Below are 16,721 nucleotides of genomic sequence, written 5' to 3' on the forward strand. Positions count from 1 at the left end.
CGGCCGGATGGGGGAGTCCGCCGGGGGCGTGGGGCGCGCTCCGGCGTGAGAGGGGCCAGGCTGGGCAGTCGAAGGGATATTCCCTCCTCAAACGGACGACAAGGGAGTTCGTCGTGGCCCACGCAACCGACCCGCCCTCCCCCCAGCCGGCGCAGGGGGGTGATCCCGGACCCACGGCGCGCGCGCACGGGGCAGCGGCCGCCCGCTCCCGCGTGGCCCTGCGCGTCAACGGGGCCCACCACGAACTCGACCTGGACCACCGCGTCACGCTCCTGGACGCCCTGCGCGAGCACCTGGACCTGACCGGCGCCAAGAAGGGCTGCGACCACGGGCAGTGCGGCGCCTGCACCGTCCTGGTGGACGGCCGGCGGGCCAACAGCTGCCTGCTCCTCGCCGTCGCCCTGGACGGTTGCGATATCACCACCGTGGAAGGCCTCGCCGGACCCGGCGGCGCCCTCCACCCGCTCCAGCGCGCCTTCATCGAACACGACGCGTTCCAGTGCGGCTACTGCACTTCCGGCCAGCTCTGCTCCGCCGTGGGCGCGCTCCGCGAAGCCGCCGCCGGACACCCCTCGCACGTCACCCCCGCCCCGACCGCCGTCCCGGCCGGACCCGCCGCGCTGACCGACGAGGAGATCAGGGAACGGCTCAGCGGGAACCTGTGCCGCTGCGGCGCCTACCCCGCGATCGTCCGGGCCGTCGCCGACGCGGGCGCGGACGCCGCGGCCGCCCGGACCGGTACGGACGTGATCGCGTGAAGCCCTTCGGCTACGTACGCGCCACCAGCCTCCGAGAGGCCGCCGACGCCTACGCCGCCCACCCCGGCTCCCGCTACCTCGGCGGCGGCACCAACCTGGTGGACCTGATGAAACTGGGCGTCGAGACCCCCGCCACCCTCATCGACATCACCCGGCTCCCCTTGGCGGAGACCACCGAACTCCCGGGCGGTGGCCTGCGCGTCGGCGCCCTGGTCAGCAACAGCGACCTGGCCGCCGACCCACGCGTGCGCACCCGCTACCCGCTCCTCAGCCAGGCGCTGCTCGCCGGGGCCTCGGGCCAACTGCGCAACTTCGCCACCACCGGCGGCAACCTGCTCCAGCGCACCCGATGCGGCTACTTCCAGGACCCCACCAAGCCCTGCAACAAGCGCGAACCCGGCAGCGGCTGCGGGGCCCGTGACGGGATCCACCGCGACCACGCGGTACTCGGACACTCCGAGCAGTGCATCGCCACCCACCCCTCCGACATGGCAGTGGCGCTGGCCGCGCTGGACGCGGAAGTCGAGCTCTACGACCCGGCGGGCGGCACCCGTACCGTCGCGGCTTGCGAATTCCACCGGCTGCCGGGGGACCGCCCCGAGCAGGACACCGTCATCCGTCCGGGGGAGATCATCACGGCGGTGCTGCTGCCCGCGCCGGCGCCGGGCAGCGTCTCGCTCTACCGCAAGGCCCGCGAGCGCGCCTCGTACGCCTTCGCCCTCGCCTCGGTCGCGGTCGTCCTCGAGCTCGACGACGGCCGCGTCCGCCGGATCGCCCTCGCCTTCGGCGGCCTCGCCCACCGTCCCTGGCGGGCGACGACGGCGGAAGCCCGGCTGGCCGGTGCCACGCCGCACCCCGACACCGTCCGGGCGGCCGTCGACGCGGAACTCGCGCAGGCCCGGCCCCTGCGCGACAACGCGTACAAGATCCCGCTCGCGCGCAACCTCGCCTGCGACGCCATCGCCGCGCTGGCCGGCCCGCATACCGGTTCCCCCGCCACGCCGTAGCCGGCGCCACCGACCAGGAACAGGACCACGATGAGCCCGACCTCCGCCACCCTCGACACCACCGCCCCCGCGGGCACCGCCCTCGGCACCCCCGTCCCGCGGCGCGAAGGCCGGGAGAAGGTGACCGGCGCCGCCCGCTACGCCGCCGAACACCACCTGCCCCGGCGGGCCTACGCCTGGCCGGTGCCCGCGACCGTCGCCCGCGGCCGGATCACCGCCGTCGACACCGCCGCCGCCCTGGCCCTGCCCGGAGTGCTGGGCGTGCTGACCCCGTACGACGCCCCGCGCCTGGGCCCCTCCGACGACCCCACCCTGCAACTGCTCCAGGACCTGCGGGTTCCGCACCGCGGCTGGTACGTGGCGCTGGCCATCGCCGACACCCTGGAGGAGGCCCGGGCCGCCGCCGAGGCGGTGCGCGTCAGCTACGACGCCGAGCCGTACGACGTCACCCTGCGCGAAGGCCACCCCGGCCTGTACACCCCGGAGGAGGTCAACGGCGGCTACCCCGCGCACCGGGAACAGGGCGACCCCGACGCGGCGTTCGCCGCCGCGCCCGTACGCGTCGACGCCGTCTACTCCGTGCCGCCGCTGCACAACCACGCCATGGAGCCGCACGCCGCCACCGCCGACTGGGACGCCGAACGCGGCCACCTCACCGTCTACGACTCCTGTCAGGGCACCACGGTGGTGCGAACCGTGCTGGCCGGGCTGTTCCACCTGCCGCAGGACCGGATCACCGTCCTGTCCGAGCACGTGGGCGGCGGGTTCGGCTCCAAGGGCACACCGCGCCCCCACGTCGTCCTCGCCGTCATGGCCACCCGGCACTGCGGACGCCCCGTCACGCTCGCCCTGCCCCGGCAGCACATGGCCGCCACCGTCGGCCACCGGGCGCCGACCCTGCACCGCCTCCGGCTCGGCGCCCGCCCCGACGGCACCCTCACCGCCCTGAGCCACGAGGTCACCACGTACACCTCACAGGTGCGCGAGTTCGTCGAGCAGGCCGCCGTGCCCTCCCGGGTGATGTACGCCTGCCAGGACAGCCGCACCACCCACCGGGTCACCGCGCTCGACGTGCCCACGCCCTCCTGGATGCGGGCCCCCGGCGAGACCCCCGGCATGTACGCCCTGGAGTCGGCCATGGACGAACTGGCCGACGCCCTGGGCATGGACCCGGTCGAGTTGCGCGTGCGCAACGACCCGGCCACCGAGCCCGACAGCGGCCGCCCGTTCAGCAGCCGCCACCTCGTCGAGTGCCTGCGCGAGGGTGCGCGCCGGTTCGGCTGGCCCGGCCGCCGGGCGCCCCGCCGGGAAGGGCCGCTGCTGATCGGAACCGGGGTGGCGGCCGCCACCTATCCCGTGTACATCGCGCCCGCGGGGGCCCGGGCGCACGCCCGCCCGGACGGGAGCTACCTGGTCGAGGTCAACGCCACCGACATCGGCACCGGCGCCCGTACCGTCCTCTCCCAGATCGCCGCCGACGCCCTGCACGTCCCGCTCGACGCCGTCGCGCTGGCCATCGGGAACAGCGGCCTGCCCGCCGGCCCCGTCGCCGGCGGCTCCACCGGCACGGCGTCCTGGGGCTGGGCGGTGCACGACGCGTGTACGGCCCTGACCGACCGGCTGGCCCGCCACGAGGGACCGCTGCCCGCCCCGGGGCTCTCCGCCTCCGCCGACACCACCCAGTCGGCGAAGCAGAAGTCGCCTTACGCGCGTCACGCGTTCGGGGCGCACTTCGCCGAGGTACAGGCGGACACCGTCACGGGCGAGGTACGCGTCCGCCGGCTGCTCGGGGTCTTCGCCGCCGGCCGCATCCTCAACCCGCAGACCGCCCGCTCCCAGCTCATCGGCGGGATGGTGATGGGGCTGGGCATGGCGTTGACCGAACACAGCGGCCACGACCCGGCGTTCGGCGACTTCGCGGAGCGCGACCTGGCCTCCTACCACGTACCGGCGAACGCCGACGTCCCCGCCATCGAGGCCCACTGGATCGACGAGCACGACAAACACCTCAATCCGATGGGCAGCAAGGGCATCGGCGAGATCGGCATCGTGGGCGCCGCCGCGGCGATCGGGAACGCGGTGAGCCAGGCCACCGGCCGGCGGCTGCGGGAGCTGCCCCTGACCCCGGACCGGGTCCTGGCCGCCATCGAGGGCGAGCCCGGGTGACGGCAGGACCGCGCGGGACGTACGCCGGACGCGCGCCGGCCGTGGCGGACCGGGGTCCGCCACGGCCGGGGAGCCGCGTCCGCGCGGTGCGTCAGTCGGTGGACAGTGCCTGGAGCAGGTCACCGACGGCCGGGTCCGGCAGCGCCTGGGCCACATCGGCCTGCGCGACCATCCCGACCAGGCGGTGCCCGTCGATCACGGGCAGCCGGCGGACCTTGTGCTCCCGCATCGTGCGCAGGATCTCCTGCGCGTCGTCGTCGGCGCCGATCGTCACGGCCTCGCCCTGGGCGAGCTCCCCGGCCTTGGTGTCGGCGGGGTCCTTGCCCTGGCCCAGCACCTTCACCACGATGTCGCGGTCGGTGAGCATTCCCTTCAGCCTGTCGTCGTTGCCGCAGATCGGCAGGGCGCCCACCCCGAGGTCGGTCATCTTGCGTGCGGCCTCGAGGACGCTCTCGTCCTCTCCGATGCAGTCGGCGCCTTCGGTCATGATCTCGCGTGCGGTGGTCATGGACGTGTCCTCTCCGCTGTCTTGCCTTCCTGTTGCCCCCGCGCCTTCCCACGCCGGGCCCGCGGTAACGCCCGGTTTTGAGATCGTCCGGCACATTGGCGCGCGCTCCGGGGGCAGGCCGTATCGAGACCCCCTCCACCGTCAGACGAGAAAGGGCACCCCCATGACCAGTCCCCTCGGAGCCGGTGCGCGCCGGCCCGCGACCGCCGTCGTCACCGGAGCCGATTCCGGGATCGGCCGGGCGACCGCCGTCCGGCTCGCGGCCGCCGGGCTGGACGTCGGCATCACCTGGCACACCGACGAAGCCGGTGCGCGGGCCACGGCGGCCGAGGTGCGCGAGCACGGCCGGAAAGCGGTCGTCGCCCGGCTAGACCTCACCGAACTGCCCGGCGCGGCCGACGCGGTCGACGCCCTCGCCGACGAACTCGGCCGGATCGACGTGCTGGTCAACAACGCCGGCACCGGCACCGCCGAGCCGTTCCTCGACATCGGTCTCGACCGGCTGCGCCACGTCCTGGACGTGGACCTCGTCGGACCGTTCCTGTGCTCCCAGCGCGCCGCGCGCCGCATGATCGCCCAGGGCGACGGCGGGCGGATCGTCAACGTCACCTCGGTGCACGAGCACCAGCCGCGCGTCGGCGCCGGCCCGTACTGTGCGGCCAAGGGCGGCCTCGGGCTGCTCACCCAGGTGATGGCGCTGGAGCTCGCCGAGCACGGGATCACCGTCAACTCCGTCGCACCGGGGGAGATCGCGACGCCGATGACCGGCCAGGAGGACGAGGACGTCCGGCGCGAGCACCGGCCGGGCGTACCGCTGGGCCGGCCCGGGGACGCCCGCGAGGTCGCCGCGGTCATCGCCTTCCTCGCCGGCGAGGACGCCTCGTACGTCACCGGCGCCTCGTGGGCCGTGGACGGCGGCATGCTCCGCATGGGCCCCATGGCGGGCTCGCACCTGACGGACGACCGCTGGCGGACCCCCTGACCGGTCCGCCCGGGCGGCCCCCGCCCGCACCGTTCGCGGGCCGCCTGGGGCGGCGGACGCCGCGAGGTTTCACCGCCCCCCGATGGGCAGACGCCGGACATGCACGCACACAACCCCGATCCCGATCCGAAGAACACCCCCGGACTCGAACCGGGCGGCGGAGTACCGCCCGGCGAGACCCCGCCGGCAGAAGGCAGCACCAGCTCCGGCGCGGGGCCCTACCGGCCGCTCAAGCCCGGCTGGGGCAACGGCCCGCTGGTGGCGATCTGCGTCGTCGCCGTCCTCTGCGCGGGCTTCTTCCTGGCCTACGCGATAGTCCTCGCCACGCGGTGAGCGAGCCGCCCACCGTCCCGGCACCCGCCCCTCTGGAGCTTCCTACGAGGTAGCAACCCCTGATCGCGGGGGCGGGTCCGCTCCGGGGCCCGCGCCGTGCCATGCTCAAAGGGTGCAGGCCGAATCCGCTCTCCCAGACGACGGCGCGGTACCCGAGGTGGTCGCGTCGGCGGTCTCCGACGACGGCGCGGCCCCGGAGGTGCTGGCGCTGGCCAAGGTCGTGGCAAGGCTCCGCACGGAGGTCGCGAGCCTCGAAGCGCTGGCGTCCACCGCGGCCGTGCTGGAGCGGGCCAAGGGCGTCCTGATGGCCCGCTCGGGCGTCTCGGCCGAGCACGCCTACGAGGCGCTGGTGGCCGCGGCCGAGGCGCAGGGCCGAACGTTGATGGAGCAGTGCTGGACCGTCCTGGGCCAGAGTGGGTCCCAGGCCGCCCCCGAGCCCGCCGCCCGGCGCATCGTCCTGGCCTCCAAGGGAGCGGAACAGGGCGGATCCGTGTTCAGCTCCGGCCGCTACCTCGTCCGCGCCGACGGTGCCCGCGCCAGCGCCGCCACCGCCGAGGGGCCGGCCGACCCCCGCCGGCTGCTCGCCGGGCTGGCCGGCCGGCTGACGGAGGCACGCACAGCCGACGACGTCGCCGATTTCCTGCGCGACGCCCTGGCCGACGGGTTCGGGGTCGACGGCGTGATGATCTATTCGATGGCCGAGGCCGGCCGGCTCGAGCTGACCGGCCATGCGGGCATCGACCCGACCGTGGTCGGCCAGTGGCGCGACATCCCGCCGCTCGCGAACATCGCCGCGCTGGACGCGATGACCGGCGAGCGGCCCGTCTGGCTGGAGGACGCGGCAGCCGCGGCCCAGCACTACCAGCTCATCGGCGGAAACCCGCAGCGGTGGCCCTCGCGCGCCTGGATCCCGGTACCGGGCGCCGACGGCACGGCAGACCTCGCCGTCGGCTTCCTCCGGGGCCTGCGCGGACCCTTCGACGAGAACACGCGGACCGTACTGTGTGAAGCCGCGGCGCTGTGCTCCGGACCACTGCGCGCCGTCCGGAGCCCGCTCACCGTCCCCCTGGACCAGGAGGTGAGTGCCGTCCAGGCCGTTTTCGAGGCCCTGCCCGGCACCGCCATCCTGCTCTCGCCCCTGCGTGCGCCGACCGGCGAGGTCGAGGACTACCGGATCGAGGCGGCCGCGCCCGACTCGGTGGACGTCGCGGGCCGCCGGGGCAAGGAACTCATCGGCCGGCGCGTCCTGGAGACCTACCCCACCGTGGCCGGCACCGCCTTGTGGCAGGGTTACCTCGACGCCCTGACCACCGGGACGACGTACGTGGGGGAGCCGTTCTCCTACCAGGAAGTCGTGGCCGGCGTCCCCGAGCAGTCCACGTACTCCGTACGGGCGACCCGGCTGGGCGGCCGGCTCGTCGTCACCTGGATCCGGCACGACGTCACGAGGCGCGAGGCGCGACGGCTGGCCGCCATGCAGCGCCTGGGCAACCTCGGCTGGGCCGACTGGAACCTGATCACGAACACCATCAACTGGTCCGAGCACGTCTACGCCATCTTCCGCCGCGACCCGGAGCTGGGTCCCATGACGCTGGAGGAACTGCCCGAACACCTGCTGCCCGACGACCTGCCCGCGCTGGCCGCCGACGTCGAGCGGCTGCTGCGCGACGGGGTCGCCATCGACCGGCAGTTCCGCGTGGTCGTCGCGGACGGCCTGCGGCACCTGCGCATCGTCGCCGAAGCCGAAACGGACGCGGAGGGCACTCCGGTGGAGGTGCACGGCTTCTTCCAGGACCTCACCGCGCAGCGCGACGCCGAAGTGGCCCTGCGCGAGAGCGAACGGGCCGTGCTCGTCCAGCGGGGCATGCTCCAGGCCGAACGCACCCTCGCCGCACGCCTCCAGCACGCCCTGCTGCCGACGCCCGAGCGGTCGATGGAACTCGCCGGCCTGCGCGTCGACGTGGCCTACCTGCCCTCCGACAGCGGGGTGAACGTCGGCGGCGACTGGTACAGCGCCATAGAGCTCCCCGACCACAGCGCCCTGTTCGTCGTCGGTGACGTCGCCGGACACGGACTGGACGCGGTCGGCACCATGGCCCAGCTCAGGTTCACGGCCAAGGGCATGATCGTGACCGGCTCGGCGCTCGCCGACGCCCTGACCCGGCTCAACACCCTCCTGATCCACACGTCCCCGGACGGCTTCGGCACCTCGGCCACCGCCACCATGATCATGGCCCGCTACTGGCCGCAGGAGCAACGGCTGGCCTGGGTGCGCGCCGGACACCTGCCGCCGCTGCTGGTGCGCGACGGCCGCGCCGAGTACCTGCCGCTGCCCGAAGGCGGCCTCCTCGGCGCCGGATTCGCGTGCGCCTACGAGGAGGTCACGCTCCGCCTGGAGCCCGGCGACCACCTGCTGCTCTACACCGACGGGCTCATCGAGGTGCCGGGGGAGAGCATCGACCGGGGGCTCGACCGGCTCGCGCGGGCCGCGGTCGACACGGTGGCCGGGGAGCGGCCCGAACCGCTGGCCCGGCTGCTGGCGGCGTTGCGACCGGGCCGGCGCGACGACGTCTGCGTCCTGGACATCCACCTGCCCGCCGGCCGCCCCTCGGCGCAGGGCGGCTGACGGGCAGTCGGGTCAGCGGGCGGGGGCCCTCCTCACGCCGAGGCGGGGAAGCGGTCCCAGACGCGGTGGGTGCCCAGCAGCCCGATGACCCCTGAGAGCGCCGCCGGACCGTTCTTGGCGTTGACCAGGCCGGGCGCGCCGGCCGGCAGGCCGGCCTCCTGCCAGACCGACTCGGCCCCGTCCCAGCCGGCGATCGCCTTCGCGTGCCGGAAGGCCTCCGAGACGAGCAGGAGCACCCGGGGGTCGGTGCCCGCGGCGGCCGCGGCGGCGGATTTGCGCCCGGTCTTCTTGGCCCCGGCCTTCGCGTCGCGCGGGCCCTTCGCGTCCGCGCCCGGCGCCGGCGCGCCCGCCACCAGCAGGGCGTCGAACTCGACGGAGCGGGCGTTGGCGAAGGTGCGCTGTACGGGGAGGGCGTTCTTGCCGGTTCCGAGGGCACCGGCGGTCGGGGCGATGACCAGAGGGACCATGCCGGCGTCGAGGACGGCCTGCCGCAGACCGCTGAGCGCCTTCACATCGCTGTCGGCTCCGGCGACGATGCCGATGACCCGCCCGTCGAGCGGCCAGGTCTGCCCGATCTGCGAGAGCGCGGGACTCGGCTTCGGCTTGGCCAGCGGCTCCGTGGCGGCCGGGGCCGGCAGCCCCAGGCCGGCCGCGACCTGCTCGCACAGGTCCGTGTCGATGTTGGCGAGCACCGCCAGCGCGCGCTGCCTGATGGTGGGCTCGTAGCACTTGCTCAGCTCGAACGTGTAGGCCGAGATGATGTGTTCCCGCTCCACCGGCGTCATGCTGAGCCAGAACAGCCGGGGCTGGCGGAAGTGGTCCGCGAACGACTCGGGCGCCTCGCGGACCTTGCGCGCCGCCGGCGTTTCGACCGGCACCTCGATGTAGGCGCCGGTGTCGGCTCCGGCGAGGAACGGGCAGCCCCCGTCCAGGGAGTTGGGCCGGTACGGCGCCGTCCCGGAGTGCACGGCCGTCTGGTGCATGCCGTCGCGCAGCATGTCGTTGACCGGGGCGTGCGGGCGGTTGACCGGGATCTGGCCGAAGTTGGGGCCGCCGAGCCTGCTGATCTGCGTGTCGAGGTAGGAGAAGAGCCGTCCCGCCAGCAGCGGGTCGTTGGTGACGTCGATCCCGGGCACCAGGTGACCGGGGTGGAAGGCGACCTGCTCCGTCTCGGCGAAGAAGTTCGACGGGTTCCGGTTGAGCGTCATGATGCCGATCGGCTGGACCGGCGCCAGTTCCTCCGGCACGATCTTCGTCGGGTCGAGCAGGTCGATCCCCTCGAACATCTGGTCAGGGGTGTCGGGGAAGGTCTGGACGCCCAGTTCCCACTGCGGGTAGGCGCCGGACTCGATGGCGTCGGCGAGGTCGCGCCGGTGGAAGTCGGGGTCGATGCCGTTGGTGATCTGGGCTTCCTCCCAGACCAGGGAGTGCACGCCCAGCTTCGGCTTCCAGTGGAACTTCACCAGGGTGGTGGCACCCTTGGCGTTGACCAGCCGGAAGGTGTGGACCCCGAACCCCTCCATCATCCGGTAGGAGCGGGGGATACCGCGGTCCGACATGTTCCACAGGGTGTGGTGGGTCGCCTCGGTGTGCAGGGACACGAAGTCCCAGAAGGTGTCGTGCGCGCTCTGCGCCTGCGGGATCTCCCGGTCGGGGTGCGGCTTCCCGGCGTGGATGATGTCCGGGAACTTGACCGCGTCCTGGATGAAGAAGACCGGGATGTTGTTGCCGACAAGGTCGAAGGTGCCCTCGCCGGTGTAGAACTTCGTCGCGAAGCCCCGGGTGTCGCGGACGGTGTCGGCGGATCCGCGCGAGCCCAGCACGGTGGAGAAGCGTACGAAGACCTCGGTCTCGGCGCCCTTCGCCAGGAAGGCCGCCTTGGTGATCCGCGCCGCCGTGCCGTAGGCCTGGAACACGCCGTGCGCGGCCGCGCCGCGGGCGTGGACCACGCGCTCGGGGATGCGCTCGTGGTCGAAGTGGGTGATCTTCTCGCGCAGGTGGTGGTCCTGGAGCAGGACCGGTCCGCGCGGTCCGGCCTTGAGCGAGTGGTCCGTGTCGTAGAGGCGGGCGCCCTGTGCGGTCGTCAGGTACGGACCGCTCTGGGCCACCGCCTCCCGGGGGACGCCGGTCGGCCGCCCGGTCGGGGTGAAGGTGTCCGGACCGCTCTGGTCCGCCTTGGGCGGCAGCGGGTCACGGGGCTTGACCGGCTCGTTGAACGCCGGGGGTTCGGGCGCCGGCCGGCCGGGGACGCCGTTCGCCACCGCGGGGGTGGCGGCCGGCTCGACCGGAGGAGTCCTCGGGGCGCTCTTCTTCGCCGGGACCGCCTTCTTCGCCTTCTTCTGAACCATTGCGGATTGCCTTCCGGTCCGGTGGGTCTTCCGATGGGACGGGTTCTGCGTGCGGGTCTGGACGCCGCCCGCTCACGCGGTGGTGGGCTGTGGGCCGGGAGCCTCGTACCAGGCCCGGCGTTCCCGCGGCTGGACGGGGACGCTCGCACCTCCGCCGGCGCGGACGGCCCCGACGACGCGGTCGTGCAGCAGCCGGCTCTGGTATCCCGACGGGCACGGAGCGGGGCTGCCGGCCACCGTGAACCAGCGCGCCGCGCCGCTGCGCCGGACGGTGACCTGGGCGTGCCCGTCGGTCCAGCTCGTCCGCACGTCCACGGTTCCCGTCACGTCGCCCGCCTCCCGCGTCGCGACACCGCCCGGCCCTGCGGCGACCGAGCGCGTCGTCCACGTTGCCCATCCCATGGTGCTGCCCTTCCTGGGTGCGTTCCGGCGCGGCGAGGGGCGCCACCGATCGGCGGCTACCCCCTGCCGGGAAAGGCATGCGCCGGTCCTTATGCGCCGGTATCAGTGGATTGCTTAGGCGGGTGGGAAGCGGGTAGCGGCGCAGCGTGGCAGTTTCACGGACGACACACGGGAGGAGGGCGGCCGGGCCCCGCCGGGCGGCCGCCGCCGCGATGGCGGCCGTCGTCGCCCTCGTCACGGGCCTGCTGAGCGGTTGTGGCACGGCCGGGGTGCGCGCGGACGACGCGCGGGCGGCCGCCACGGCCTTCGAACAGGCGTTGGGCGCGAAGGACTTCGCGGGCGTCTGCGCCCGTCTGGCGCCCCAGACCCGCGAAGAGGTGGCGGACTCCGGGAGCGGGGGCGGCGGCTGCGCGGACGCGGTCGCAGGCCTCGGCCTGCCCGCGACGGGCACCCCGGTGCGCGTGACGGTGTACGGCCGCCAGGCGCAGGTCGCCGGCCCGGGCGACACCCTGTTCCTGTCCCAGTTCGACCACGGCTGGAAGGTCGTGGCCGCGGGCTGCGAACCCCGGCAGGGACAGCCGTACCAGTGCACGGTGAAGGGCGGATGAGGACGATGCGCACCCTGTTCGTGCTGTGCCTGCTCATCGTGGTGGGCGGAGTCGTGTACTTCAGCGCCCTGGGTCTGATGCACCGATGACCTCGCTTGACCGTGTTCCGCTGAGGGATGGAGGAGTCGTGGGCGTACGCCGCTTCGTCCGGAACAATTCGCTGACGCTGGCGTTCGGAGTCGCGTTCCTGCTGGCGCTCGCCGGCCAGGCCCTCGCGGGCTGGACCGACTTCGACAACCGGCTCGCCGCCGAGGGCCTCCAGGGCGTCGGGTTCCGCGCCTACCTGGCGTCCTCGGACTTCGCGGTCGACGTCGCGGAGAACTGGCAGTCCGAATACCTCCAGTTCTTCCTCTTCGTCTTCGCCACCGTGTGGCTGGTGCAGCGCGGCTCACCGGAGTCGAAGGAACTGCACAAAGCCGGCACGGAATCGGATGCGGAGCAGAAGACGGGCCGGCACGCCACCGAGGCGTCGCCGAGCTGGGCCGGGTCGCCGGGATGGCGCGGCGGCGTGTACTCGCGCTCGCTGGGCATCGTCATGGCCCTGCTCTTCCTGCTCTCCTGGCTCGCCCAGTCGATCGCCGGCACCGCCGCCTACGACGAGGAGCAGCTGCGCGGCCTCCAGGACCCCATCGCCTGGCACCAGTACCTGACCTCGGCGGACTTCTGGTCGCGGACCCTGCAGAACTGGCAGTCGGAGTTCCTGGCCGTGGCCTCCATGGCCGTCCTCTCCATCTACCTGCGCCAGCGCGGATCCCCCGAGTCCAAGCCCGTCGGCGCCTCGCACGACGCCACCGGTGTGGAGGGCTGAGCCGGCGCTCACCGGGCGGTCACGGCCACGACGGTTCCTTGCGCGGCACCACCACCAGCTCGGAGACCACGCTGCCGGGCGGCGCCGACAAGGCGTACAGCACGGTGTCGGCGACGACGTCCGGGCTCTGCAGCATCGACACGTCCGCGTCGGGGAAGCGCTCCATGATGAAGGGGGTCTCCATCCCGCCCGCGATGACGCCGGTGACGCCGATCCCGGTGCAGTCCCGCTGGGCCTCCTTGAAGAGGGTGTGCGTGAACGCCCGCAGCCCCGACTTGCTCGCCGAGTACGGGCCCGCCTCGGTCCACGTGCGGTTGGACGCCGTGGAGAGGATGTTGACGATGTGGCCGCCGCCCCGGGCGACCATGCGCCGGTAGACCTCCAGGCACAGGTACATCGGCCCGAGCAGGTTGGTGGTGACCACCCGGGTCACTTCCTGGGCCGTCAGGTGCTCGATCGGTTTGGAGACGTCCACGGCGGCGTTGTTGACCAGGATGTCCAGCGCCTGGCCGTCCTCGTCGAGGTCGCGGAACACCCTCGTCACCGCCGCCGGGTCGCAGACGTCCAGCTCGACGAACCGGGCCTCGCCGCCGGCCACCATCAGATCGGCGCACAGCTCCTGCGCCAGGTCCTTGCGTACGTCCGCCACCACCACGCAAGCCCCCGCGGCCGCCAGGCGCCGCGCGATCGAGGCACCCAGGCCGCGGGCCCCGCCGGTCACCAGCGCTCGTTTGCCGTGTAGGTCGACCTGCACCCGACTCTCCATCTCGCACCCTTCCTCGTTACCGCCCGGTACCGGTCGCACTGGGTGAACGGCCGGTCGCCTCTCGTCTCCCACTGTGAGCGCGGGCCTCCCGGCGGGCACGCCGGACTACGCCGCCTGCGGCCGCCGCGCCGGTGACCCGCGCCACAGCGCGGGTACGTCCGGGTGGCCCGGGCGGTTCCTGTGATGAAACCCACCAGAAGTCCACGCGCCTTGCGGGGCAAGGGATTCGGGCGTGCCCGGCGGCCGGGGGAGCCGGCCCGCACTCCGGCGGGCTATTTCGTCTGCCACGATATTTCGCCGGGACAGCACCGCCGGCGCCGCAGCACCGCGCGGCCGGTGCACCGGCCGCGCGGCTCGCGCGCACCCCGCCCGAACCGCCGCCCCCGGCCACTCCACCCCGGCCACTCCACCCAGCCTGCCGAGCCCCGGGCTGCTCCCCGAAGAAATCGACTGTGCCCTTCTCGAAGCCCCTCGTGCCCGGCCCCCGCCCCGCGCCCGCCCCCGTCCCCGCCGCCTCCCGCTCGCCGTGGCGCTCCCTGCGCTACCGCAGCATGCGCTGGTGGTCCGTCGCCAACTTCGTCTCCAACGCCGGAACCTGGATGCAGCTGACGGTGCAGAACCTGCTGGTGCTCCAGATCACCGGCTCCGCGGCCGCCACCGGACTGTCCATGTCCGTCCAGGCGGCGCCCGGCCTCCTGATGGGGCTCGCCGGCGGCGCGGCCGTGGACCGCTGGCCCCGGAAGCTGACCGCCGCCGTCAGCCAGGCGCTGCTGGGAGCCGTCGCGTTCCTGACCGCGTTCCTCGTCGCGTTCGACCAGCTCAACCTGGCCGTGCTCATGGTGCTCGCCGCCACCACCGGGCTCATCGCCACCGTCGACGGCCCGGCCTGCGCCCTGCTCGGCAACGACCTCGTCCCGGCGGAGGACGTCCCCTCCGCCATCGGTGTCGGCTCCCTCGTGCACAACGCCGGACGGCTGGCGGGAGCCGCCCTCGCCGGTGTCACGGTCGCCCTCCTCGGCACCGGCGCCGCCTACGCCGCCAACGGGGTCTCCTTCCTCTTCGTCGCCGCCGTCATCCCCTTCCTCAAGGCGGCCCGGCAGAGCGAACCCGCCGCGCCGCGCGCCGGGTACCGGCGCGCGGACGCCGCGGAGCGCAAGGACGCCGCGGAGCGCAAGGACGCCGGTGAGGGCATGAGCGCCCGCGAGGGCCTGCTGTTCTTCCTGCGCCGCCCCCGGCTGGTCGCCCTCGCGGGCATCAGCGGCCTCAGCGCCCTGCTGGGACGCAACTACGGCCTGACCCTCGTCGTGCTCGTCACCGGCCCCCTCGCCGGCGACGCCGCCGCCTTCGGCACGGTCTCCACCGTGCTGGCGGCCGGCGGCATCCTGGGCGCGGTGCTCGGTGCGCGGCTGCGCAAGCCCACGGTGCGCTCGGTCGGCGTGCTGGCAGCCGCCGGGGCGCTGCTCCAGGTGCTGGCCGGGCTGTCGCCCTCGCTCGCCGTGCTGCTGGTCCTGGTCCTGCCGATGGCGGTGGCCGAGTCGGTGTCGGAGACGGCCGGCACCACCGTCCTGCAGACCGATCCGCCCGCCCACATGCGCGGGCGCGTGCTCGGCGTGTGGAGCACGGTGAAGACCCTCTGGGGCCTCGCGGCGCCGCCGACGCTCGGCCTGCTGATGGAGCTGGCCGGGGTACGGGGCGCCCTGGTCGCGGGCGGGCTGGTCGTCTTCGCCGTGCTGACCGCGGGCCTGGTGTTGCGCGGCCGCAGCAGCGGCCCGGTCGTGGTCCCGGCGACCGGCGCGGTGCTCACGCCGGTCCGCTCGAGCCTGGAGGCCGTGGCCTGACGTCCGGGCGGCCGGCCGGGCGGGCGGCCGTCAGCGGGCGGGTGCGGCGGCCGGCAGGGCCCGTACGGCCTCGACGACCTCCTCCACGGTGATCCGCAGCAGGCGGGGGTCGGGCAGCGAGCCGTGCGCGTCGCCCGGCCGCAGCGGGTCCTCGCCCGGCCCCGGGTGCCACAGGATCCGGTGCCGGGTGTTCGGCGGCGGCCCCCACAGCCGGGGCGCCACGGGCCCGAACAGCACCACGGACGGGGTCCCGAGGGCCGTCGCGAGGTGCGCGAGCCCCGTGTCCCCGACCACCACGCAGCGCGCCCGCGACACGAGTGCGCACAGGGCCGCGAAGGGTACGTCGCCGGATCCGCCGAGTACCGCCCCGGGCGGCAGCCCCGCTTCGGCCGCCACCCGTGCGGCCAGCCGGGCCTCGCCCGCCCCCGCCGTCACCACGACGTCCTCGCCCGAGTCCCGCAGCGTGCGCGCCACGGACGCGAACCGCTCCAGGGGCCAGCGCCGGGCCCCGGCGTCCGCGCCGGGATGGATCACGACCGCCCCCTCGGCCGGCGACGGGCCGTCCGGCGCGGGGATCCGCAGGTCCTCGGGATCGGCCCGGACCCCGTACCAGCCCAGGAGCCGGCACCAGCGCTCCCGCTCGTGCTCGTCGGCCAGCCACTCGGGGCCCTCGATGTCCGGCGTCTCGGGGTGCCGGTAGGCGAAGAGCCGCCGTGGCCCCAGGCCCTGGAGCAGCAGGTGGCTCGGCGGCCCATTGCCGTGCAGGTCGACGGCCAGCTCCGGCGGCGGCCCCGCCCACGGCAGCGCGGCGGGCACCGCCCGGCCGGGTGCGGAGGCGGGCAGCAGCCGGTCCACCAGGCCGGTGGCGGCGGCGGCCTGTGCCAGCCGGGCCGGCGCCGCCAGTACGAGGTCCCGGCCGGGCAGGGCCCCGCGCAGCGCCCGCAGCGAGGGCACGGCGGTGAGCAGGTCCCCCAGCCCCAGGGCCCGCAGCACCAGCACGGTGGGCCGGGGCGGGACGCCGCGGGTGGCGTCGTGACTGCGGTGGCTCATGGGACCTCCCGGGGAAGCGGGCGCACGTCAGGGCGTCGTCGGGGCCACGGGCCGGGCGGCCCTGGCGGCGCGGTGGGCGAGCGAGGTGGTGGAGCGGCCGTCGAGGTACGGCAGGACGACCGCCTGGCCGCCCCACTGCCGCAGCACCTCCGCCTCGGGGAGTTCCCCGGCCGAGTAGTCGCCGCCCTTGACCCACACGTCGGGCCGCAGCCGGCCCAGCAGCCGCGCCGGGGTGTCCTCCTCGAACGGCGCCACGGCGTCGACGCTGCCGAGCGCCTCCAGCACCCGCATCCGGTCCGCGAGCGGGTTGAGCGGCCGCCCTTGTCCCTTGAGGCGGCCCAGCGAGGCGTCGGAGTTCACGCACACGATCAGGCAGTCCCCGATCCGCCGGGCGCTCTCCAGCAGCCCCACGTGCCCGGCGTGCAGCAGGTCGAAGCAGCCGCCGGTGGCCACCACGGTGCCGCCGCGCGCCCTCACTTCGCGGGCCAGGGCGAAGGGGTCCCGCTCCCGGGCCCGCCGCG

The 16,721-nt window shown here is 74.5% G+C and carries 15 protein-coding genes; 9 read left to right on the forward strand and 6 right to left on the reverse strand.

What is annotated here, in order from left to right:
• Positions 1 to 212 precede the first annotated feature (212 nt).
• From ACWGH1_RS29410 to ACWGH1_RS29420, 3 genes are read left to right on the forward strand one after another with little or no spacing between them, the layout of a single operon-like run.
• Positions 213 to 758, forward strand: coding sequence for a 2Fe-2S iron-sulfur cluster-binding protein (locus ACWGH1_RS29410; protein ID WP_453356293.1), 546 nt, complete (start codon positions 213 to 215; stop codon positions 756 to 758).
• Positions 755 to 1,765: an FAD binding domain-containing protein gene (locus tag ACWGH1_RS29415; protein ID WP_453356291.1), complete on the forward strand. Its 1,011-nt coding sequence runs from the start codon at positions 755 to 757 to the stop codon at positions 1,763 to 1,765. Before ACWGH1_RS29410 ends, ACWGH1_RS29415 begins: the two co-directional genes overlap by 4 nt.
• 30 nt (positions 1,766 to 1,795) lie before the next feature.
• Positions 1,796 to 3,931, forward strand: a complete 2,136-nt coding sequence (locus ACWGH1_RS29420; RefSeq protein ID WP_453356290.1) for a xanthine dehydrogenase family protein molybdopterin-binding subunit — start codon at positions 1,796 to 1,798, stop codon at positions 3,929 to 3,931.
• 91 nt (positions 3,932 to 4,022) lie between these two features.
• Here the strand turns inward: ACWGH1_RS29420 and ACWGH1_RS29425 are convergent, their stop codons facing one another.
• Positions 4,023 to 4,439 (reverse strand): CBS domain-containing protein, encoded by a 417-nt coding sequence (locus ACWGH1_RS29425; RefSeq protein WP_453354059.1) that lies wholly within the window; start codon positions 4,437 to 4,439, stop codon positions 4,023 to 4,025.
• Positions 4,440 to 4,602: 163 nt separating this feature from the next.
• Between ACWGH1_RS29425 and ACWGH1_RS29430 the strand changes: the two genes are divergently transcribed.
• The 3 genes from ACWGH1_RS29430 to ACWGH1_RS29440 all read left to right on the forward strand — a co-directional run bounded on the left by ACWGH1_RS29430 (position 4,603) and on the right by ACWGH1_RS29440 (position 8,380).
• Positions 4,603 to 5,421, forward strand: coding sequence for an SDR family oxidoreductase (locus ACWGH1_RS29430; RefSeq protein WP_453354058.1), 819 nt, complete (start codon positions 4,603 to 4,605; stop codon positions 5,419 to 5,421).
• Positions 5,422 to 5,520: 99 nt separating this feature from the next.
• Entirely contained in the window at positions 5,521 to 5,754 is a 234-nt protein-coding gene (locus tag ACWGH1_RS29435) for a DUF6480 family protein (RefSeq protein WP_453354057.1), read from the forward strand.
• Positions 5,755 to 5,866: 112 nt separating this feature from the next.
• Positions 5,867 to 8,380 (forward strand): SpoIIE family protein phosphatase, encoded by a 2,514-nt coding sequence (locus ACWGH1_RS29440; RefSeq protein WP_453354056.1) that lies wholly within the window; start codon positions 5,867 to 5,869, stop codon positions 8,378 to 8,380.
• Between the two features lie 32 nt (positions 8,381 to 8,412).
• Here the strand turns inward: ACWGH1_RS29440 and ACWGH1_RS29445 are convergent, their stop codons facing one another.
• The gene (locus ACWGH1_RS29445; protein ID WP_453354055.1) at positions 8,413 to 10,728 is read right to left on the reverse strand and encodes a catalase; all 2,316 of its coding nucleotides are present in this window, start codon (positions 10,726 to 10,728) and stop codon (positions 8,413 to 8,415) included.
• A gap of 72 nt (positions 10,729 to 10,800) precedes the next feature.
• On the reverse strand, positions 10,801 to 11,130 hold the full coding sequence (locus ACWGH1_RS29450) for a hypothetical protein (RefSeq protein ID WP_453354054.1): 330 nt from the start codon (positions 11,128 to 11,130) through the stop codon (positions 10,801 to 10,803).
• Positions 11,131 to 11,276: 146 nt separating this feature from the next.
• Between ACWGH1_RS29450 and ACWGH1_RS29455 the strand changes: the two genes are divergently transcribed.
• Positions 11,277 to 11,738 carry a hypothetical protein gene (locus tag ACWGH1_RS29455; protein WP_453354053.1) on the forward strand — a complete coding sequence of 154 codons (462 nt, stop codon included), beginning with the start codon at positions 11,277 to 11,279 and terminating at the stop codon, positions 11,736 to 11,738.
• A 127-nt stretch (positions 11,739 to 11,865) separates the two neighbouring features.
• Complete coding sequence (locus tag ACWGH1_RS29460; protein ID WP_453354052.1) at positions 11,866 to 12,546, forward strand: DUF6766 family protein; 681 nt, start codon at positions 11,866 to 11,868, stop codon at positions 12,544 to 12,546.
• A gap of 19 nt (positions 12,547 to 12,565) precedes the next feature.
• On the opposite strand, the gene ACWGH1_RS29465 is transcribed toward ACWGH1_RS29460, so the two are convergent.
• Complete coding sequence (locus ACWGH1_RS29465; protein WP_453354051.1) at positions 12,566 to 13,300, reverse strand: SDR family oxidoreductase; 735 nt, start codon at positions 13,298 to 13,300, stop codon at positions 12,566 to 12,568.
• A 563-nt stretch (positions 13,301 to 13,863) separates the two neighbouring features.
• Here ACWGH1_RS29465 and ACWGH1_RS29470 point away from each other — a divergent pair.
• Positions 13,864 to 15,150 (forward strand): MFS transporter, encoded by a 1,287-nt coding sequence (locus tag ACWGH1_RS29470; RefSeq protein ID WP_453409163.1) that lies wholly within the window; start codon positions 13,864 to 13,866, stop codon positions 15,148 to 15,150.
• Between the two features lie 30 nt (positions 15,151 to 15,180).
• On the opposite strand, the gene ACWGH1_RS29475 is transcribed toward ACWGH1_RS29470, so the two are convergent.
• Together ACWGH1_RS29475 and rfaE2 are read right to left on the reverse strand one after the other, a co-directional pair.
• A complete protein-coding gene (locus ACWGH1_RS29475) occupies positions 15,181 to 16,200 on the reverse strand; it encodes a glycosyltransferase family 9 protein (protein ID WP_453357387.1) in 1,020 nt (339 codons plus the stop codon).
• Positions 16,201 to 16,227: 27 nt separating this feature from the next.
• Positions 16,228 to 16,721 (reverse strand): D-glycero-beta-D-manno-heptose 1-phosphate adenylyltransferase (gene rfaE2 / locus ACWGH1_RS29480; protein WP_453409162.1); only part of this gene is annotated, 494 nt, incomplete at its 5' end.

This window comes from Streptomyces sp. NPDC054883 (assembly GCF_053610645.1).